The 20,697-nt window shown below is 45.7% G+C and carries 15 protein-coding genes; 4 read left to right on the forward strand and 11 right to left on the reverse strand.

Annotation, left to right across the window (positions count from 1 at the left end):
* Positions 1 to 61: 61 nt before the first annotated feature.
* From AC1DPK_RS05690 to leuC, 10 genes are all read right to left on the reverse strand, one after another.
* The gene (locus AC1DPK_RS05690) at positions 62 to 1,885 is read right to left on the reverse strand and encodes an ABC transporter ATP-binding protein (RefSeq protein ID WP_441875380.1); all 1,824 of its coding nucleotides are present in this window, start codon (positions 1,883 to 1,885) and stop codon (positions 62 to 64) included.
* Complete coding sequence (locus AC1DPK_RS05695; protein ID WP_441875584.1) at positions 1,885 to 3,672, reverse strand: ABC transporter ATP-binding protein; 1,788 nt, start codon at positions 3,670 to 3,672, stop codon at positions 1,885 to 1,887. Before AC1DPK_RS05695 ends, AC1DPK_RS05690 begins: the two co-directional genes overlap by 1 nt.
* Before the next feature lie 295 nt (positions 3,673 to 3,967).
* Positions 3,968 to 7,624 (reverse strand): dynamin family protein, encoded by a 3,657-nt coding sequence (locus AC1DPK_RS05700; RefSeq protein ID WP_477509613.1) that lies wholly within the window; start codon positions 7,622 to 7,624, stop codon positions 3,968 to 3,970.
* A gap of 10 nt (positions 7,625 to 7,634) precedes the next feature.
* The gene (locus AC1DPK_RS05705) at positions 7,635 to 7,907 is read right to left on the reverse strand and encodes an NAD/NADP transhydrogenase alpha subunit (RefSeq protein WP_076265731.1); all 273 of its coding nucleotides are present in this window, start codon (positions 7,905 to 7,907) and stop codon (positions 7,635 to 7,637) included.
* A gap of 5 nt (positions 7,908 to 7,912) precedes the next feature.
* Entirely contained in the window at positions 7,913 to 8,608 is a 696-nt protein-coding gene (gene nth, locus AC1DPK_RS05710) for an endonuclease III (protein WP_076265730.1), read from the reverse strand.
* A 163-nt stretch (positions 8,609 to 8,771) separates the two neighbouring features.
* Complete coding sequence (locus tag AC1DPK_RS05715) at positions 8,772 to 11,255, reverse strand: S-layer homology domain-containing protein (protein WP_477509614.1); 2,484 nt, start codon at positions 11,253 to 11,255, stop codon at positions 8,772 to 8,774.
* A gap of 96 nt (positions 11,256 to 11,351) precedes the next feature.
* A complete protein-coding gene (locus tag AC1DPK_RS05720; RefSeq protein WP_477509615.1) occupies positions 11,352 to 11,897 on the reverse strand; it encodes a GerMN domain-containing protein in 546 nt (181 codons plus the stop codon).
* Between the two features lie 19 nt (positions 11,898 to 11,916).
* Positions 11,917 to 13,332 (reverse strand): N-acetylmuramoyl-L-alanine amidase, encoded by a 1,416-nt coding sequence (locus AC1DPK_RS05725; protein ID WP_477509616.1) that lies wholly within the window; start codon positions 13,330 to 13,332, stop codon positions 11,917 to 11,919.
* A 158-nt stretch (positions 13,333 to 13,490) separates the two neighbouring features.
* A complete protein-coding gene (leuD, locus tag AC1DPK_RS05730; RefSeq protein WP_441961270.1) occupies positions 13,491 to 14,090 on the reverse strand; it encodes a 3-isopropylmalate dehydratase small subunit in 600 nt (199 codons plus the stop codon).
* Between the two features lie 32 nt (positions 14,091 to 14,122).
* Positions 14,123 to 15,532, reverse strand: a complete 1,410-nt coding sequence (leuC, locus tag AC1DPK_RS05735) for a 3-isopropylmalate dehydratase large subunit (protein WP_076265725.1) — start codon at positions 15,530 to 15,532, stop codon at positions 14,123 to 14,125.
* A gap of 162 nt (positions 15,533 to 15,694) precedes the next feature.
* On the opposite strand from leuC, the gene AC1DPK_RS05740 reads away from it, so the two are divergent.
* The gene (locus AC1DPK_RS05740) at positions 15,695 to 16,588 is read left to right on the forward strand and encodes a LysR family transcriptional regulator (RefSeq protein WP_477509617.1); all 894 of its coding nucleotides are present in this window, start codon (positions 15,695 to 15,697) and stop codon (positions 16,586 to 16,588) included.
* On the opposite strand, the gene AC1DPK_RS05745 is transcribed toward AC1DPK_RS05740, so the two are convergent.
* Positions 16,589 to 17,389 (reverse strand): carbon-nitrogen family hydrolase, encoded by an 801-nt coding sequence (locus tag AC1DPK_RS05745; RefSeq protein WP_477509618.1) that lies wholly within the window; start codon positions 17,387 to 17,389, stop codon positions 16,589 to 16,591.
* Between the two features lie 122 nt (positions 17,390 to 17,511).
* On the opposite strand from AC1DPK_RS05745, the gene AC1DPK_RS05750 reads away from it, so the two are divergent.
* The 3 genes from AC1DPK_RS05750 to proB all read left to right on the forward strand — a co-directional run bounded on the left by AC1DPK_RS05750 (position 17,512) and on the right by proB (position 20,696).
* Entirely contained in the window at positions 17,512 to 17,976 is a 465-nt protein-coding gene (locus tag AC1DPK_RS05750; protein WP_477509619.1) for a hypothetical protein, read from the forward strand.
* A gap of 86 nt (positions 17,977 to 18,062) precedes the next feature.
* On the forward strand, positions 18,063 to 19,253 hold the full coding sequence (locus AC1DPK_RS05755) for an aminotransferase class I/II-fold pyridoxal phosphate-dependent enzyme (RefSeq protein WP_477509620.1): 1,191 nt from the start codon (positions 18,063 to 18,065) through the stop codon (positions 19,251 to 19,253).
* A 336-nt stretch (positions 19,254 to 19,589) separates the two neighbouring features.
* Positions 19,590 to 20,696, forward strand: a complete 1,107-nt coding sequence (proB, locus tag AC1DPK_RS05760) for a glutamate 5-kinase (RefSeq protein ID WP_441875353.1) — start codon at positions 19,590 to 19,592, stop codon at positions 20,694 to 20,696.
* Position 20,697: the final 1 nt, after the last annotated feature.

The following is a 20,697-nucleotide window of genomic DNA, read 5'->3' on the forward strand; positions in this document are numbered from 1 at the left end:
GTTCTAAGCTTAAAAATCAACTATTTTATAAGCATTTGCTGAAATGAATTGTGCTCACGTTTTAAAGAAAACGGTACTGTGCTTCGATCAAGCCGTTGTACACGCCGCGCTTTGCAAGCAACGCTTCGTGATTGCCTTGTTCAACGATTTCACCGTGGTCAAGCACGATAATTTCATCCGCGTGACGAATCGTCGACAATCGGTGAGCAATCATAAAGGATGTACGGCCTGCTAGAAGAATTTTAAGAGCTTCTTGAATTTTCAGCTCCGTTTCAGTGTCAATGCTGGCTGTTGCTTCATCCAAGATAAGGATTTGCGGATCAGCTAGCAATGCTCTAGCGAACGATAGCAGCTGACGCTGACCCATGGAAAGTACATTGCCTCGCTCTTCAACTTGCGTATCATAGCCATCTGGCAGCCCCATGATGAAATCATGCGCGTTAACGGCTTGAGCTGCTGTTACGATCTCCGCATCGGTTGCATCCAAGCGTCCATAACGGATATTGTCACGAATCGTGCCTGCAAAAATAAACGTATCCTGGAGCACGATGCCAACCTGTGAGCGCAGGCTTTCAATCGTCACATCACGAATATCGATGCCATCAATGAGGACACGGCCTTCAACCGGATCATAGAAACGGCATAATAGGTTGATGATTGTACTTTTTCCTGAACCAGTATGCCCTACGAGCGCTATCGATTGGCCTGCTTTTACATCGATCGTGATGCCCTTGAGTGCTGGCCTTCCCTTCTCGTATTCGAACACGATATGGTCGAACTTTACGGCGCCAACAATTTTCGGAAGCGGCTTTGCAACCTTTAGTTCCGCTACCGTCGGTTCTTCATCAATAAATTCAAAAATCCGTTCTGATGAAGCCATCGCAATAAGCAGCTGAGAGTACATTTGTCCTAGTCGGTTGATCGGGTCCCAGAAGTTACCGATATAGTTGGCATAACCAACAAGCAATCCAACGGTAATCGCACCTACTTGAATGAGGTGGGAGCCATACCAGAATAGAATAAAAGTACCGATTGCTGAAGTGATCTCGATTACAGGGCCGAACGTTTGGTTAAGCGATGACGCTCGGTTCCATGATTTATTGTTGATTGTATTCATATGATCGAAGAAGCTCATATTGTCTTTCTCTTGCACGTACGCTTGCGTTACCTTCATCCCTTGAATACTCTCATTTAAATGAGAGTTAATACGGGACTGCTTAATGCGCACATCCTGCCATGCAAAACGAATCTTTTTGCGCAGAGTCGTCGATACAATGAACATTAACGGTACGGTTATCATGACCGCAAGGCCAAGCTTAAAGTTCCATACGAGCAAAATAATGACGATACCGAACAATTGCACACAGTCCATCAATAAATTGACGACACCGTTTGTAAACAAATCCTGCAGCGCATTTACGTCATTCGTGACACGAACGAGTACAGAACCTGCTGGGCGCTTGTCGTAAAAACGGAAGCTTAGCTTTTGAATATGCTGGAATAAATGATTTCTGAGATCGTATATTACCTTTTGTCCAATGATATTCGTATATTTGATCCGGTACGTATTGGATGCCCATTGAATAACATATAAGACCAGCATGATGCTTGCGATCGTAATTAACTTCGGTACACTTGTTTCACCTTGCTCAGGAGCAATCGCTTCGTCAATTGCCAGAATGACGAGCGCCGGCACGCCTAGGCGTGTCAACGTACCAAGAATCATCATAACGATGACAGGCATTAATTGTTTTGTGTAAGGCTTCATATATCCGAATAGGCGGCGCAATTGGCCCCAGTTAAAGGGCTTTTCAATCAGCTCATCGTCTTGGTATATGAAACGTTCATTTTTATTGCTAGCTTTTGCTTTGGCACTCGTACTCATTATACGGTACTCCCTTTCCGCTCATTCGCTTGCGCAGCTATAGCAGCATCATCAAGCGGATAGTCAGCATATTGAATGTTGTAGGTGTCGCGGTATGGTCCTTGCTGCTTAATCAGCTCTGCGTGTTTACCACGCTGAACGACATGGCCCTTGTCTAACACGATGATTTCATCGGCATGTCTAAGCGAAGAAATCCGATGTGCAATAATAAAGGTCGTGCGGCCAGCCATCAGCTCCTTGAAGCCCGCTTGAATTTCATGTTCGGTTTCCATATCTACCGCGCTTGTTGCGTCATCCAAAATTAAAATTCTAGGATTTTTTATAAGTGCTCTAGCAATGGCAATCCGTTGTTTTTGTCCACCGGACAAGCCCATTCCTCTTTCGCCGACAATCGTATCGTAGCCTAGCGGCAGCTCCAAAATGAAGTCATGCGCTTTAGCCAGCTTAGCTGCGTGCTCGATTTGCTCTGGTGTTACATCCCGCACGCCATAAGCGATATTATCGCGAATCGATGCCGAGAATAAGAACGTTTCTTGAAACACGGGAGCTATTAATGAACGAAGGCTTGCGACATCCAAATTTTTAATATCGATGCCGTCTAGCGTAATTGAACCTGTTTTTACATTATAGGCTCTCATTAACAATTGAATAATCGTTGATTTGCCTGAGCCTGTCGCACCAAGAAACCCAATGACAGAGCCTGCTGGCGCATCAATGACCAAATCGGTTACCGCCGGCGTTTTGTCAGGATAACTGAACGTAACATGATCGAAGCGTACATGGCCTTTTACGGTATCGCTGCTAACCTCAATCGCGTGCTCAATATTTTTTACATGAACATGTTCATTCAGCAGTCCTAGTACACGCTCTCCTGAAGCTTTGAACTGCGTGTAGTTATTAATATGGAACCCAAGGCCCCACATCGGACCGATAATGTACCAAATCAAGCTGAAAAATGCGACAAATTCACCGAGCTGCAGTGATCCGTTAATGACAAGAATACCGCCTGTTACAAGCAGGATTACTGCGCTTAAGTTCGCTACAAGCTCCATTACAGGGAAAAATTTCGCCCAAATCTTTGCTGCGCCAACCTGATTCGTTTGATAGGCTTCACTGCGTATGGAAAATTTCGATACCTCATGCGATTCACGTGCAAAAGATTTAACCGTGCGTACGCCCGTAATATTCTCTTGAACCGCTGTCGTTAAATTACTCATCGCTTGACGCATTTCGCGGAACGCTGGATGAATATTGCGTTCAAAACGAATGGCTGCGAAGCCTAGCAGCGGTATCGTTACTAATGTAATCAAAGTTAGCTGCCAATGAATAGAGAGCATCATTGCGCCGCCGAACAAGATCATCAACACCATATTCAAGATTTGTGCAAAGCCAAAACCGATAAAGTTGCGAATAGCTTCTAAATCAGCCGTTAAACGTGACATCAAATCGCCTGTTTTTGCTTTGTCATAATATTGAAACGACAGCGTCTGCAGCTTGTCGTACAAAGCATTCCGCATGTGGAATGCCACTTTGTTACCAAGTCGTGCACCAAAAAAACCATGTAAATACTGCATGCATCCTTTAATGATAATGACTCCGACTACTGTAAAAGAAAGCGTTGGCACTAACTCGAATTTTTTTGGAGTAATGACATCATCAATCAAGAATTTCAGTAAATTCGGATAGACAAGTCCGAGCGCCGTAGCGCACATTAAGCAAAATATCGAGGTGAACATAAACTTTCGTTCCGCCCAATAAAATGCTTTCAACTGCCTTAGTACGTCCAAGTAAATCCATCTCCCCGTATCTATTTTGTAAGCATGAATGAATATTATCAGCATCATCAAATGCGAGCAAACAGTATAAATATGCATATACCTGTTATAAACCGCTTATTGACTCGTTATCTAAATTGGAAACGGTTAATACTCCCAATTGGTCGCAAATCATGACAAATATGTGCCTATTACTCAATTTTTGCACAAAAACACACTAAATTAAAAAAAGCTTTTGCAAGCGTTTTACACGCTCGCAAAAGCATTCAGCTGTTAATGCGATAGAACAATCCGTATTCATTGACAATTAGATATGAATCAACTGATTATACAGCTGCTTCAGCTCAGCCGTGTCCGCACTGCCGGACAACGAGATTCGTTTGCCGCTTTCATAGGCAAGCATATCGTCTTGCAGCTGTTTACCAGCTTGATCAGCCGCTTTCTGCCAAATTTGCTCGTAAAGCGATGTCCACAAGAGCGTTTGCTCGGACATCCATCCATTTAATGAAGGAGCAAGCAGCGCTTCAAGCTCTTTGCGAAGAATCGACTTGCCCTCGCCTTCAAAAAATTGACGCGGTGATTTGAAACGGCTCCAAAGCAGCTTCGCATCAACGTTATCCGCTTCCCAAGCGGTCGGCTCATCTGGCGTTGGCAAAGCAGCTGGCGCATAAGGAACAGCACTATATGCGGAAATTGAATTTTCTAAACGCTGCGCAGTATGAATATATTGCTTTTGCAGCTGAGTATGAATGCCTCGTTCCATCCGAAGCGAGGTTGCCAGCATCTCCTGTGACAGCTCCAGTTGGACGAGCCGCTGCAGCTCCAGCCAAGATGTCCAAATGGCTTTGCGCAAGTCACGTCCATCATCCTGCAAGGAGGCCGGATTAAAGGCTAAGTTATAAAACTCACCAAAACGGTATTGGATACGCTGAACGACATAATACAATAGCTCACTAAGCTCCTGCTTTAGCTGCTCTGGTATCGTTCCGGTTTGAAGCGCTGATATATCGATCTTCGCTTCGTTCACCGCTTGCAGCAGTGCTATAAGCTCAGCTTCACGCCCGGCTGCGTCGCCCTCTGCACTTTGAAGCCAGCCTGCAACTGTCGCTGCCGCTCGTTTCAAGTCCTGCTCTGCGGCATCAATAGCTAGCCGTCCGAGATCGTTCTGAATAAAGGAAAGGAATGATTGCTCGAAAGCTTCAATGCCGGAGCGTTGCAGCAGCTCTGCATTTCCATCTAATTTACTATCCAGTGCCTGCAAGCTCGATACAGGAAATAAGCGAGGCGAGCGAATCGCATGCTGCAGCAGATTCGTCTCAACATGCTTTAACACACCTGTAAGCTCCTCCTGATCTGCAGCCAAATCGGCAGCGTTAACAAGGAAAAACATTTTATCAAGCTCAAACTGATCCTTCACCCTGCCAAGCTGCATCAGAAATTGACGATCAGCTTGCGAGAAGGCGTGATTGTAATACGTGACAAACAAAACAGCATCAGCGTTTTTAATATAATTGAAGGCTACGCCCGTATGTCTAGCATTTACAGAATCCGCTCCTGGCGTGTCAACGAGCACGATACCCTGCGCCGTCAACGCGCAGTCATAATGCAGCTCGATTTCACTCACGAAGCACGAACGAGATTCCTCAGCGACGTACTTTTCGTATTCCGCTTGATCGACCGACAGCTGCTGACCGAGCAGCGGTTCATGCTTTGCCCAGCCTGCGCGGGCTGCGCGCAGGAAGCTGAAATGCGGGCGACCGCCAGCTCCGATGGAATCCGGAGATAGGCGATCAATCGCCCGCATGAGAGCAGCGTCATCAGACTGCTGCTCTTTTTCACCGAGGAGCGCTAGGGAATAGCGCACATCATCGATAATGGCAGCGCGCGTCTTCATGACAATGCGCGCTGTACCATGACCGTGCTCCGCCGTAGGGGGCACGAGTCGGTTGATCGCTGCCGTCGTCGGATTAGGAGAAACCGGCAGCACCGGTTCTCCGATCAGCGCGTTCGCAAGCGATGATTTGCCGGCGCTGAAGGCGCCGAATAATGCGATGGTGAAGCGGCTGTCCTGCAGCCGCTTCGCCTTATCGCTCATCGCTTGCGCAGCAGCCGCAAGCGCAGCATGCGGCGCCAGCAGCTCCGCGGCGCTGGCTAAGCGCGCTGCAGCGCTGTGCTGCTGCGCCAAAGCTGCACCGCCAGCTAGGGCGCTTCGCCCCGCTGCCACATGATGCTGCCCCTCTCGCGCGCTTCGCCCGCTCTCGCTCGCAAGCACACCCCGCGCTTCAGCAGCGTCGCCGCCAGCTTGCGCGGAAGTGCCACCGCCAGCCACAGCTATACGCGGTGCTGGCAATGCCGGCCTTGCCGGCGCCTCAGGCAGCGCGGCAGTTAGCCGCGCCTTATGCTCCTCGGCGCGCTTCGCCAGCGCCGTAAGCGCATGTAGTGCACCAGCCTGCGCGCGAAGCGCAGCAAGCTGTGACTCTGCCTCAGCGGCGGCGGCTTCGCCTACCGCCGCTGCATGGTCTGCCAGCGCATCGATGATCTCAAGTGAGCGCTGGCGATAAACCGCCTTCACATCCGCGGCTAGATCGCGGCTAAACGTCATCGTATATTCGTTGCTGATGACGGCGCCGGGTTTCACTCTCGCGATAAGCCACTCCGAATCCGGCAGCCAAGCCAAGTTCCGCGCGAGCTCCGATTCCAGCAGCTCGCCATTATATGATTTACGCTCTGCTTCCGTACGCAGCAGATGCTTCACATGCCAGTCGATCGAAGCGCTGATTAAACTGTTTAATTCCTCGCTGAACGCCAGCAAGCGCCGTTCCTGCTCAGCAGCAGTCTTAGCTGCCGCAAAAAGCAGCCCCGCTTTAAAACCAGGCTTACGGCTCTCCAGAAACGTTTGAGCCAAATCACGCAGTCCCGCTGGCGTAATATTCGCATTATCCAGAAGCGTTTGCAGCTCTTTGCGAAGCTGCGCCCGGTAAACCTCTTTCTGCTCCGAAACATGCCTGATCTTCTGTTTCAGCTGATCCATTTGTGTTGTGACAAGGGCAACAGCCTCAACGCCGCCTGCCTCAGCAAGAAGCCGTTCTCGCTCAGGCTCCGCTAGCTGCTCACTCCATTTCAAATGTCCATCAGCTACATGGCGCAATGACGCATCTACACTGTACACACAAAGCGGCTTGCGGATCGTTTGCAGTTTATCTAGCAGCTCAAGCAGTTGCTCCCACTCTTGATGAGGGTGCTCTGGCTCGCGCAACGACAAATAAACGATCCCCGCCGGCTCCAAGTGCCAAGCGTGAAACGCATCCTCAACGCTTTGACGATAGCTTGCGAAAGAAAGCTCGCGATCACGATGCTTATCAATCTGATTCACAATAAAATATAAGGGCTTTCCCCAATCCTTCAATTGCTTCGCAAAAGAAAAATTGATTTCAGACTGCACATGATTATAATCCATGACATAAAAAACAACGTCTGCAAGATGCAATGCGGATTCGGTTGCCATCCGGTGCGCATCATCAGTTGAATCAATGCCAGGCGTATCGAGGAGCACGGTATGATCTCCTAAAAGCTCGGAAGGATACACGATCGATACAGAAGTAAATTGCTCGCCATCGACACAATAGCGGTCAAGCTGGTCGATTGGAACTTCCGCTTTGGAAGCAACACCATTCTTTACGGTTTCAACAGCTGCATAAGCCCGATCCCCGCCGCGAATAGACACAACGTTCGCGCTTGTTGGAATTGGACTAGAAGGAAGCAGCTTAGTCCCGCATAAACGATTAATGAGAGTTGATTTGCCAGCTGAAAAATGTCCACAAAAAGCGACAGTAAGCCGACCATCGGTCAGCTTACTGTTTAGCTCCTGTGCTTGCTTGGCATGTAATGTATCTCCTGCAGCTGACATTAAACCAGCTGCTTCGGATATAGCTCCTGCTATGCTTTGCACGGTTGTTTCTGTCATTTGCTTCTCCTTAAACGGCTTGCTCTTCTTCAGACGGCAAACAAATTTCAAATACGTTGCCATGTTGCAAGATCATAATGTTGCGCTCTTTATCTCTCATCACAACAACCTCAGGTTTAATGCGCATACGCTCGATGTATTGATCAGGCACGTCGCCTGAGCCGCTAACTGTAATGCCTTCTACAAGGATATCCTCGTGCTCCTCTGGCGGAGACTCAAGCACTTGCTCATAAATATCAGAAAAAAGCTCAAAATTGTTTGTGTACACGGAAATACAGTTCATGTTCATCATCCTTCACTGGCTATTTTAGGTTTTATACTCTTATTTTTGGTTTTAAAACCTGGCTTCATACGTTGTTTACCTTCTTTGCACAAATCAAGCAGCGGACAAATTGGACACTGCGGGCTTTGCGCTTTACAGTGATAGCGGCCGAAAAAGATGAGTCTGTGGTGGGTTAATGTCCACTCCTCGCGCGGAACGAGTTTCATCAGCTTCTTCTCTACCTCTAGGACACTGTCTTCGGCCTTAGCGAATCCCAGTCGCTTCGTTACACGATCCACATGCGTATCGACAGCGATGGCAGGCACACCAAATGCATTAGACATCACGACGTTAGCCGTCTTCCGCCCTACACCTGGCAGCTCGGTCAGACCTTCATGACTTTCAGGCACTTTCCCGTCATATTTATCTATGACAATACGGCAAAGCTTTTGTATATTTGATGCTTTACTTCGAAACAAGCCGATGCGGCGAATGTCCTGCTCTAGTTCTTCCAGCGGTACGCTCAAATAATCCTCGGGGCACTTATACTTTTGAAATAAGTTCACCGTCACCTTATTGACCGTCTCATCCGTACATTGCGCAGACAGCAGTACTGCTATTGTAAGCTCAAACGGATTGCTGTGATTAAGCTCACAGTGTGCATCTGGAAACATGTCCGCAATAATGTCTAGCACATGACGCATTTTTTGTTTCGCAACCATCGTCCTCTCCCCTAATCAAACACTATCGTTCAAAGTGTAGCGAAATTTGTCACGCTTCGCAACCGTAAACAAGCATATTCTATAAAAAAACTGCCCCTAAGGGCAGTTTTTTCACAAAAAATGAATATCTCAGCCTATAATTGATGAAAATTTCGTTAAAAAGCTACTTGACGATTGCAATTGCATAGTTTCTAAAGCCATAGATTGTAATCGTGTCGCCTGACTTGAAAGCTGTAACTGAAACCGAATTTCCATTTAAAATGTATTTGGTCTGGCTGTTTACATTAAAATAATTCCGGTTATCCGCATCTGTTGTTTTTTCCGTCCACACTTGTGATGCAGTCGCATTGAAGTTCGTAAATACGCGGCTCTCGCCAACAGCTACAGTCAGTTGTGTTTTGTTGCCTTCAAGCTTCTGAACCTCAACATAGTCCCCCACAGTAAGCAGGCTCGTTGCTGTTCCTTGCGTGGCTCCTTTTACGATTACGAACCCAGCATCGCCATTATAAGCAACAGTTTGACCTACAAGGTCTACAATAGTGACACTGTTTGCTGAGATGGATTGTACTTTGCCATAAGCAACAGAAATAGTGCGTGCACGAACGGCTTCTTTTCCTAAGTAGTTAACAGTAATAATAGAGCCCGGAGTAATCTGTTCAATCGCAAGCTTCGCTCCTGCTTCATTAACCAATTCTGTACCTAGCACATTTAGATCAAATGCGGATGTCATTGCATTTTTAACACGAATTTTTTTGTTGATTACGTCTACTGACATTACATCATATTGAGCATTTGTGTGGACTCTAATCGTTGCAACACGATCTTGGTTGCTGCTCAAATCAAGCGTAAGTTGATCGCCTGCCTTAAGATCGCTGTAAGTTGCATTTGCTATGGCAGCATGCTCAACGTATGCAGTATTATATGGAAGCGACAACGTAGCGCCGTTCTCCAATTTAATGTTCATCAAGTTGCTTTGTGAATTCATTGATAATAAAGTACCTGTATATTTAGTTAAAAATTGCAGGGATACGATCGAATTTCCTGTATAGCTGATAACAATTTTTCTGTTCACGGTTAGTAAGCTATTAGCAGAAGCTAATGAAATAACGTTGCCGCTGTATTCAATTCGAGTTTTATCCGTAAAATAAAGCGCTTGGGCGTTATTGCCATTTGCATCAAGAATGGTCAACAACTTTTTATCGTAAACAAAAGCGGCAACCTGCGCACCAGCAACGACTTTCACATTGCGGTTAACTACTTTCACTTTTGTTACTTTATCTGCATCATTAAGCGTAAGCTCTACTTGATCTGCTTCTTTAATTAAATCGCCGATTGTTGCTCCATTAATGCCTTCAATTTCAACGGAAACCGTATCTGCCATCAATTTAGATACAAGTGTTGAACCCTCCATGACAGTGATCAAATCACCTGTCGAGCCGTAGAATGTACCTTTAACACTCGTTGCCGACGCCTGCGTCGATGCAATAATTTTTATTGTTGCCGGCGCATCACGGAAGCTGTCTTGTACGATGCTTATTTGGCTGTCTCTCTTAATTGAGGTTAATGCTAGCGGTTTGCCATCCGTATCAACGACTACTACTGAATCATTATAGAAAAATTCAACAGGCTTATTGTTAATCCATACATATAACTTCTTCTCATCTGCGATAACACGATCCAACGTTCCAGACGTCGTTTTAGTGTAAGTCTTATCGCCTTTCACTTCAACGTAAAGCGCCTTTCCATCCTTCGCAATGACCGTTACATCTCCGTATTCTAGAAGCTGCTGTCTCGTAATAGGTGTTTCTGTATTGTAGTGATAAAATAAAGTATCTGAATTAATGCTATAGTTGATTTCCTTCTTGTCGCTGTAAACAGTAATTTGAGTATCTGTTATTTTAGTTGCAATCCCGTTTACTTGACCTTCATATGCAACCGGGAACAGCTTCTCAGCACGGCTGAACATCGTAGCCAGACTCGCACGATCCACATTCGCTTTAGGAACAAATTTGTCTGCCGTTACACCCTTTACGAGCTCAAGCTTGGAAGCGGCATTCACATAACCCTTATAAATAGAAGTGATTTGCGCTGCATCCGCGAAAGTCGAGGCTGTATTTTGCAAACGTACCGCTTCTTCCTCTTGCTGGATTGCACGAACCATAAGCTTCGTTACCCATTCACGGGTAGCTGGCTTAGTCCCCCAGGCGATTTTAGGATCTTTAGCTGCGAGTCCGAACTCTTCCACCTGATCAAGCAGGCCTTCTTGGAAAGCCAAAGTTACATAAGGTTTAAAATAAGTGCTTACGGAAAAAGAATTAGGAAAACCGATAATTGCATCTTTATCTGCCTTTTTATCCAATCCCGCGAATCGAAGAGCCATAAGCACAGCCTCTTGCTGACTCACATTTTCTTTCGGACGGAATATAGCAGCTCCGCTTGATGTCTTATTTCCTTCAATAATTCCTTGCAATGCAAGCTTAGCTATATGCTTCTCTGCCCAATGACCACTGCTTACATCGGTAAATGGTGTTGTATATCCGGAGGCTGCTGAGGCATAGGAAGCAGGTATGATTACACCGCTTCCTGCAACTAGAGAAAACGCTAGCGCTCCAATCAAAATCTTTTTGCTCGCAAATTGCATTGTCATAAGTAGATATTCCCCCTGATTAGTATGTAATAACTCATGCAGAACGGCTTCGCCAACCTATTGCTAGGATGGAACGAAGCCATTCATATTTTTTGCTTATTGCTTGTTCATTGGATATTCGAGCTCGACATGACCCATGAGCGTTTCAACCTTTTGTCCATCGACAAGCAGATCGATTGATTTTACAGCATCGAATTGAAACAATGTTTTTTGAAGCGTCTGAATGACAAACGTCTCGCCTGGCGCACCAAGCCGCGCTTCATCAGGCAAATGAATATCCAGTGTAACAAGCCCGTCTGATAGTTGTACGGATTTAACCTCAATTCGTTTCCATAAAGATAATTTATTCTCGTCAGCATCTTTTTGCAGTTCAGCAATTGCTGCTTTGACCAGATCAAGATCCGTTTCATAGGTTAGCTTGACTGGATGCTCTACTGTTTCAGTTAGCTCAGCATCGGTTAAATAAATAATAGCATCTAGTTCGTTTATAACGGGAGTTGGCTCAGGAGAAGGCGAAGGTGAAATTGTAGGCGATACCGTGCTGCCTGGTTGATTTCCCTGCTTATCCTGAACTCCGCATCCTGCAAGCGCAGCGGATAATATAATGACAGCAAGCAGCCCGCGTGCTTTGAAAGTTTTCATAACACTGAACACCTGCTTTCTATTTTACATTTAAGTACTCTTTGATGCCTGCAACCAGTTCAGCAGCTATTTTGTTTTGTGCCGCATCATCAAATAACATTTTTGCATCGTTTGCGTTGGATAGGAAGCCTGCTTCGATTAGTACGGCTGGCATCGTCGTTTGTTTGATCACTTTATAAGCTTCTTTCTTGACGCCGCGGTCTTTAAGACCGGTTGCCGCAATTAGATGCTTGTGAATAATACTAGCAAACGCTTTACTGTTATCGCGATAATAGTAGGTTTCAGTTCCTGTTGCGGAGCTGATACCGCTATTGGCATGAATAGACATAAATAAATCAGCTTTTATGCTTTCTGCAAACTTGACGCGATCATCTAAAGTCGGGTAAGTATCCCCCGTTCTAGTTAAATGAACTTTAATTTTGCTTTCTTTGTCAAGCAACGCCTTCATCTTAAGTGCGATACTAAGCGTAAATTCTTTCTCCGGTTTCTTCAAAACACTCGCTGCACCCGGATCTGAGCCGCCATGTCCCGCATCAAGAACAACGTTGTAGACTTTGGATGATGGAGGAGTTACTGGATCTGTAATCGGCGGAGTACCAGGAACGTCTGCAGCAGACATTAAGCTAAACTGAATTTTTCCTGCTTCCTCAGTCATCACATAGCCGGTATTATCGCCAATAAGAATGACTAAGCGAGCGGTAGCTGGCGTGTTCGAAAATAAGGAATAACGATAACCTTGCAAATAAGTGCTGTCTGTTACATTAACCTCAACTTGTCCATTCAAAAACTGTGAAGATAAGTTTGATGAATAGTTAGTATTCGGAAAATCGAACACAATGCGCTTTGGGTTCTCGAGCAGCATTGGCTTGTTGGCCTTAACTGTTCCTTCATAATTAAGGGTCATGCTGCTTCCGCCAGAGTAATAAATGTCTGTTATCTGGCCTGCTGCTTCCACAGGAAGATTCGGGTCTGGATCAATAGGTTCTGTCGGATCTGTTGGTTCTTTGTTCTGCTCGTACATATGTACTTCTTTCTCAACAGCTTTCCATTCAAAATCCAATCCAAACTGCTCACCAATAAAGCGAAGTGGAACTAAAGTGTAGCCTTTAATGATAGAAACTGACGTGTCCATTTTAACCTTTTTGTCATTGACTACTGCCATATTGTCATTCAGCTTTAGCTTTATGACATTATTGGCATGTGTTACTGTCGCTGTTTTGGTCGTGTTATCCCAATCAATCAGGTAGCCTAATCCTTCTGATACCGTCCGCACAGGTACAACGGTTGCATTATTAATGATTTGCGGATTAACATCAGATTTCAATTGCTGACCATTCAAGAAAAGCTTGGGTACGACCTCTGCAGCTTGTCCTACTGCGGAGAACATCGTGAAAAAAATCGACATAAACATTAATACGGATACAAATCTTTTCATTTCCCACCTCGATGACTGAAATTGCCCGCATCGAATGAGTGCATTCGACTTTAACAGACGCAAATATAGACGCAGCTTGTCAGAAAAAGTTGCGTTTAAAGGAAAAAAGAGGACGAATCATCCGGAGTGGCTGATTCGTCCTCTTCATTTCGTTTTAATTACACAAGACGAGCAATATGTTTTTGCTCATAAGCTGTAATTTTGTCTTCATGTTGAAGAGTCAAACCGATATCGTCAAGACCTTGCAGCAAAAATTGACGACGGTGCTCATCAAGATCAAATGCGATCGTTAGACCATATTCATCCGAAAGCTGTTTGTTTTCCAAATCAACAGTAAGCTTGTAGCCGTCATGCTTCGCTGTACGCTTAAATAGCTCTTCCACTTGCTCTTCGCTTAGCTTGATAGGCAAAATACCGTTTTTGAAACAGTTGTTATAGAAAATATCCGCATAAGACGGAGCGATAATAACTTTGTATCCATAATCAAGAATTGCCCAAGGAGCATGCTCACGGGATGAGCCGCAGCCAAAGTTAGCACGGGAAACGAGTACAGATGCGCCCTCGTAACGCGGCTTGTTTGGTTCGAAATCAACGTTCACTTCACCATTTTCGTGAAAACGCCATTCGAAGAAAAGAAATTGACCAAAACCGCTGCGCTCAATACGCTTCAAAAATTGTTTCGGTATAATTGCATCAGTGTCGACATTGACCCGGTCGACCGGGGCTACGATGCCTGTAAGTTGTTTAAACGGTTCCATATCTTATATACCCCTCTCGCGTTCAATTCGTTCTACACTACGGATTTAATTTCCCAATCGCGTACATCTGTGAAATGACCTTTTACTGCTGCTGCAACTGCCATCGCAGGCGATACAAGATGCGTGCGTCCGCCGCGGCCTTGACGCCCCTCGAAGTTACGGTTAGACGTTGATGCACAACGCTCGCCCGGTTTCAATACGTCAGGGTTCATTGCAAGACACATCGAGCAGCCAGCATCACGCCATTCAAAGCCAGCTTCAGTGAAGATTTTGTCCAAACCTTCTTTTTCGGCTTGAATTTTTACGCGGCCTGAACCTGGTACGACGATAGCCGTTACACGATCGCTAACTTTGTAGCCTCTGGCGATTTCAGCTGCTGCACGCAAATCTTCGATACGGCCATTTGTACATGAACCGATGAATACATAATCAATTGGGATTTCGTTCATTGGTGTTCCAGGCTTAAGATCCATATATTCAAGTGCTGCTTCAGCAGCTTTACGCTCGTTCTCCGTTGGAAGATCAGCAGGGAAAGGAACTTTAGCTGTGATGTTGGTACCCATGCCTGGGCTAGTTCCCCAAGTCACTTGCGGGATTAGTGCGTCAACGTCGAAGTGAACGACTGTGTCATACTCTGCACCTTCATCCGTAGTAAGCTGTTTCCAAGCTTCAACTGCTTCTTCGTAGTTAGCTGGCGCATATTGACGGCCGCGAAGATAGTTGAATGTTGTTTCATCTGGAGCGATGAGGCCAGCGCGTGCGCCTGCTTCGATTGACATATTACAAACTGTCATCCGCTCTTCCATAGTCAAGCTTGTGATGGCTTCGCCAGTAAACTCAATAACATAACCTGTTGCGAAATCTGTGCCGTATTGAGCAATAACGCCAAGAATCAAATCCTTTGCTGTTACGCCTGGCTTGCGAGTGCCGTTAAAGCGAACCTCAAGCGTTTTTGCTTTCGATTGCTGCAAGCATTGAGTAGCCATAACGTGCTCAACCTCACTTGTACCAATACCGAACGCCAATGCGCCGAAAGCACCGTGAGTAGATGTGTGGCTGTCTCCACAAACGATTGTTTTACCTGGATGCGTTAGACCAAGCTCAGGACCCATTACGTGAACGACACCTTGGTCAATGCTGTCAAGATCAAACAACGTTACGCCGAAGTCTTTACAGTTTTGAGTAAGCGTGTCAATTTGTTGTTTGGAAATTGGATCTGTAATGTTGAAGCGATCTTTCGTTGGTACGTTGTGATCCATCGTTGCGAAAGTAAGATCAGGACGACGCACTTTGCGGCCTGATAGACGCAAGCCTTCAAACGCTTGCGGAGATGTTACTTCGTGTACAAGCTGCAAATCGATATAAATGACGCTTGGCTTGCCTTCTTCTTGATTAATGACGTGATTATCCCAGATCTTTTCAAACATTGTCTTTTTCGTCATTATGTTAACCCCACCGTTTCATTGAATCTTCTGCTTTTCTTAACTGAAACTACTATAACATTTCTTTCTTCATTGATCCAAGATATAATATCTATAACGTCTATAGGTAATAACTATAATAGTAGATTCCTTACATAATAAACAATTGAAAGGAAAATTTATATGGAATTGAGACAATTAAATTATGTTATTCAAATCGCCTCAGAGAAAAACTTTTCAAGAGCAGCGGAAAAGCTTCATATCGCTCAGCCCTCACTAAGTCAGCAGCTCTCCAAGCTTGAGCAAGAAATCGGCGTACTTCTGTTCCGGCGAACAACAAATTCTGTAGAACTAACGCAAGCTGGACAAGTATTCGTTCATAAATCACAAGCAATTCTTGACGCTGTTGAGCAGTTAAAGCAGGAAATGGACGATATGGCGCAAATGCGGCGCGGACGACTTGTTGTCGGTACATTGCCGCTAACTGGCTCACATATACTCCCGCTTGTTTTGCCAGTATTTGGTGAACAATATCCGCAGATTGAAGTCGTTCTAGTTGAAGAAACAACTGCAAAGCTTGAGCAGCTTACTGCGAGCGGCGGTACCGATTTAAGTCTGCTCTCGCTGCCGCTCATTGACAACTCTCTCGCATGGGAACCATTCTTGGAGGAAGAAATCTGCTTAGCCGTCCCTCCACAGCACCCTCTTTCACTAAGAGAAGGCTCAATCTCGATTTCCGAACTTGATAAAGAGCCGTTTATTGGACTTAAGCGCGGACAAGGCTTTCGGCAAATTACAGTCGAACTGTGTGAGCAATCAGGTTTCACTCCGCAAATCGTATTCGAGAGCAGCAATATGGAAACCATTCAATCCTTAGTGGCAGGCGGAATGGGAATAGCCTTTGTCCCGCAAATGCTTACGCGAGTCAAAGGCTCTGATTTTATGCCTGTTTACCTTCCCTTGTCGTCCAAGCCTACAAGAACGTTAGTCGTGGCGAGCCGCAAAGGCAGATATTTATCCAAAGCTGCTGAAGCATTTATCCGTACACTCAATATGACTATAAGCAGCTATCGGTAATCAAGCTTCATAAATAGAAGGTCTGCGATCTTCAAAAACAGGAATTTTTGTGCGTACAGCATCAACTAAATCCAAATCGATGTCTGCGTATATAATCGTTTCCTCTTCGCCCGCTTCCGCTATCGTCTCTCCCCAAGGATCAAGCACGAGCGAGTGACCAAAGAAATTAGTGTCACCGCTCGAGCCCATCCGGTTGCACGCGATGACGAACATTTGGTTTTCAATTGCACGTGCCGTAAGCAAAGTACGCCAATGATGAAGTCTTGGATGCGGCCATTCTGCTGGAACGAATAGCAATTTGGCTCCATCCAGCGCAAGCTTGCGAGCTAGCTCAGGGAAGCGGATGTCATAACAAATCATCATGCCTGCTTTTGTCCCTTCTATCTCAAGCCTGCCAAGCTTATCTCCTGCAGCCAAATATTTTTCTTCATCCATAAGACGGAATAAATGAATTTTTGAATAATCGGATACAACATGGCCTGAACGATCAAATGCATACATTGTATTCAGCACTTTGTCTTCCTTAAGTTCCGCGATTGAACCTCCAATAATATGAACGCTGTGCTTCTTGCTAAAATCAGATAAAAAAGCACGAGTGCGTTCGCCTTCACGATCTGCAATCGTTTTTATTTCAGTTAAAGCGTAACCTGTGTTCCACATTTCCGGAAACATAATGACATCCGGTTTACTCGTTTGGCTCATCGCTTCTTCAAGCATGCTCGCCAGCTTCGTGAAGTTAGCTTCTGGATTTCCTGCTTCTATATGCATTTGCAGCAATGCAAGCCGCAATGGTTTACTCATATGCCGTTCCTCCTGTTGATCCTTTTTTCACCTAATGATACCCTGTCATGGTTCTGTGTCAAGATGGGAAACGTAACAACGAGGGATTTACTACTTTACGAACATAAAGGAGAATGTCTGTTATGCTTCCAAAACGAATAGCTGCAATGCTTCTTGCTTGCTGCTCGATTTTCCTGTTTGCCAACTTCGCTTCTGCTCATCAAGCACTTAGCGGCGCTCCTAACCCAGAAACAGGGCTTAAGCCAGTTCAAGTATTCGATGTAGCCGCCGGTAAAGTAACAAAGACAATCCCAAATGACGCCAAATATCAAGAGATGGCTTCTTCATGGGTTGGTTCCATCACTGGTCTTGCTCCACAAATGACAAATGATTCAAGCTGCAGCTATGTGTATCGTGTTCCTCTTGAGAAGGCCGTGACCATCAAAGCAAATGACGTTTCCGTTACATCCGATGATCTTTTTCTCTTTTATTGTAAGGAAAAGCCTCCTCTCTTGCTCGTGTTTGATGAGAAGCGCAGACCTTTTTTATTCCTGTTCAAAGCAGATATTAAACCCTTTATTGACAGGGTAGGCATTCCGGCTGCATAACCAGCCGCTTCTCATCTCCCGCTATTCATGCTACATTAAAGCTATTGCCTAAATAGATAGCGATTTTGTCATGTGGAGTGTGAGGTATGGAAACACAAATCGGTCAACACTTTATTCAACCTGCGGAACGGATGAATGTACTTCCGACGCAATTTTTTGCCAAGCTGGTCGCCAAAGCAAATGCTCAAACGGCCAAAGGACGCGATGTCATCAATTTGGGACAAGGCAATCCGGATCAACCGACTCCTCCCCATATTGTTGCGAAGCTACAGGAAGCTGCAGCTAATCCGTTGTACCATAAATATCCACCCTTTAGCGGCTACCCTTTTCTAAAGGAAGCCGTGGCGAAGCGGTACAAAGAGGATTATAACGTAGATATAGATCCCACTACTGAAGTCGCTATCCTCTTCGGAGGAAAAACTGGCCTTGTCGAAATTAGCCAATGCCTGCTTAATCCCGGCGATGTCTGTCTCGTGCCGGACCCTGGTTATCCTGACTATTGGTCTGGGGTGGCGCTTGCAGGTGCCGAGATGTCATTTATGCCGTTAACAGAACAAAACAGCTATTTGCCAGACTATAACGCCATAAGTCCAGAAATAGCCGAGCGCGCAAAGCTAATGTTCATGAATTATCCGAACAATCCAACAGGTGCTGTTGCTAATGCGGAATTTTATGCACAAACGGTGGAATACGCAAAAAAGCACGGTATCGTTGTTGCAAGTGATTTCGCCTATGGCGCAATTGGCTTCGATGATAATCAACCGATCAGCTTCTTGCAGACGCCAGGCGCGAAAGAAGTAGGCGTTGAGTTTTATACCCTATCCAAAACTTATAACATGGCTGGCTGGCGTGTTGGCTTTGCGATCGGAAATGCTCAAATCGTCAAGCTAATCAATTTAATCCAAGATCATTATTATTGCAGCCTATTCGGTGGCATTCAGGAAGCAGCCGCACTTGCACTGACGGGGCCACAGCAATGTGTCGCTGAACTTACAGCAATGTACGAAAGCCGTCGCAATGCCCTGTTTACTGCCCTTGACCGAATTGGTTGGAAAGCCGCTCGGCCAGGAGGATCTTTTTTCTGCTGGCTGCCTGTACCTGAAGGCTATACATCTGAATCTTTTGCGGACCTTCTGCTTTATGAGGCTGATGTTGTTGTCGCTCCAGGCGTAGGGTTTGGTACCCATGGTGAAGGCTTTGTTCGGCTTGGTCTTCTTACAAGTGAAGAACGCCTGCAAGAAGCGATTGAACGGATTGGAAAACTAAATTTATTTTAGAATATATCCGCCATTTACCTTGCTTTACAGCAGCATGGGATCGTGATATGCTTGTAGGAATTGAACATGAAACGTGATGACGGGACAATTAAGCAAGATGGGTCGCGATCAGAGAGTAAATTCCATGGGCTGCAAGAATTTACCGAAGGCCGCTTGCTGAACCTACCTCCGAGCGGCCGGCTATGAACCGGACAGCGCCTTCTGTTATAGGCTTAAGCTGGATAATTCTATTTAAGGATTATCAACAAAGGTGGTACCGCGGAAGCAAAGACTTTCGTCCTTTATGGACGAAAGTCTTTTTTGTTGTCACCAAACAAGCATAGGATGGGATTAATGATGACGGAACGTATTGTCGTAAAGATTGGCAGCAGCTCGCTTACCTCGGAAGAAGGGGGTCTAAACCGCGAGCGTATTCAATATTTCGCATCAGAGCTCGCTTCCTTGCATAAAAAAGGAAATGGCGTGATGCTCGTAACTTCAGGTGCTGTTGCAGCTGGCTTTCGTCAAATCGGTTATGCTGCAAAGCCAAAAATCGTTCATGAAAAACAAGCAGCCGCTGCTGTAGGGCAAGCACTGCTTATGCAAGCCTATCAAGAAGCCTTCAACGGTTATGGCATAGTAGCTGCACAAATTTTGCTTACGCGTGCGGATTTCTCCAATCGCCGCCGCATTCAAAATGCACTTATGACAATCGAAGAGCTTCTGCGGCTTGGCATCATACCGATTATTAACGAAAACGATACGGTGGCAACCGACGAGCTTGTTCCTAAATTCGGTGATAACGACAGCTTATCAGCGCTTGTCGCTGCGATGACGAAAGCTTCACAGCTGATCATCATTACCGATATGGACGGCTTATACACAGAGGACCCTCGTAAAAATCCGCAAGCGGTCAAGATCGAGCGCGTCGATCAAATATCTGAAGATATTATGAAGCTCGCAGGCGGAGCTGGCTCTTCCGTCGGAACAGGCGGCATGCGTTCCAAAATCGAAGCAGCACGCATCGCCATGCGCGGCGGCGTACATGCTTTTATCGGTAAGGTGCAGCAAGAAGGCGATCTGAAGCTAGCTGTGGAAGGCAATGGCCGCGGTACATATTTTGATACGAAGCTGAACAGCCTTCCGATGAAGAAGCAATGGCTTGGCTTTCACTCTATGCCGCTAGGCAAGGTTTTTGTAGATGAAGGCGCTGTTCAAGCCTTGCTGGAAGGCGGCAAAAGCCTCCTCCCTGCCGGCGTAAAAGAAATTCAAGGCGATTTCCATTCCGGAGATGTCGTCGAAGTCATTAATCCACAAGGCCAAACCATTGGCAGAGGCGTTGTCAATTATGCAGCATGGCAAATTCAAGCTGTGGCCGGCCTTACTACTGAAGAAGTTAAACGTAGAGTCGATGTATCCCGTATCGAATTTATTCATCGAGACGAATGGATTACATTAAAATAAT

Source organism: Paenibacillus sp. 01T424, from assembly GCF_056398745.1.

Excerpts from the sequence above, each read along its gene's own strand:
- AC1DPK_RS05690 (WP_441875380.1), bottom strand. The coding sequence starts at position 1,885 with ATGAGTACGAGTGCCAAAGCAAAAGCTAGCAATAAAAATGAACGTTTC.
- AC1DPK_RS05700 (WP_477509613.1), bottom strand. The coding sequence starts at position 7,624 with ATGACAGAAACAACCGTGCAAAGCATAGCAGGAGCTATATCCGAAGCA.
- AC1DPK_RS05705 (WP_076265731.1), bottom strand. The coding sequence starts at position 7,907 with ATGAACTGTATTTCCGTGTACACAAACAATTTTGAGCTTTTTTCTGAT.
- nth (WP_076265730.1), bottom strand. The coding sequence starts at position 8,608 with ATGGTTGCGAAACAAAAAATGCGTCATGTGCTAGACATTATTGCGGAC.
- AC1DPK_RS05715 (WP_477509614.1), bottom strand. The coding sequence starts at position 11,255 with ATGACAATGCAATTTGCGAGCAAAAAGATTTTGATTGGAGCGCTAGCG.
- AC1DPK_RS05720 (WP_477509615.1), bottom strand. The coding sequence starts at position 11,897 with ATGAAAACTTTCAAAGCACGCGGGCTGCTTGCTGTCATTATATTATCC.
- AC1DPK_RS05725 (WP_477509616.1), bottom strand. The coding sequence starts at position 13,332 with ATGAAAAGATTTGTATCCGTATTAATGTTTATGTCGATTTTTTTCACG.
- leuD (WP_441961270.1), bottom strand. The coding sequence starts at position 14,090 with ATGGAACCGTTTAAACAACTTACAGGCATCGTAGCCCCGGTCGACCGG.
- leuC (WP_076265725.1), bottom strand. The coding sequence starts at position 15,532 with ATGACGAAAAAGACAATGTTTGAAAAGATCTGGGATAATCACGTCATT.
- AC1DPK_RS05740 (WP_477509617.1), top strand. The coding sequence starts at position 15,695 with ATGGAATTGAGACAATTAAATTATGTTATTCAAATCGCCTCAGAGAAA.
- AC1DPK_RS05745 (WP_477509618.1), bottom strand. The coding sequence starts at position 17,389 with ATGAGTAAACCATTGCGGCTTGCATTGCTGCAAATGCATATAGAAGCA.
- AC1DPK_RS05750 (WP_477509619.1), top strand. The coding sequence starts at position 17,512 with ATGCTTCCAAAACGAATAGCTGCAATGCTTCTTGCTTGCTGCTCGATT.
- AC1DPK_RS05755 (WP_477509620.1), top strand. The coding sequence starts at position 18,063 with ATGGAAACACAAATCGGTCAACACTTTATTCAACCTGCGGAACGGATG.
- proB (WP_441875353.1), top strand. The coding sequence starts at position 19,590 with ATGACGGAACGTATTGTCGTAAAGATTGGCAGCAGCTCGCTTACCTCG.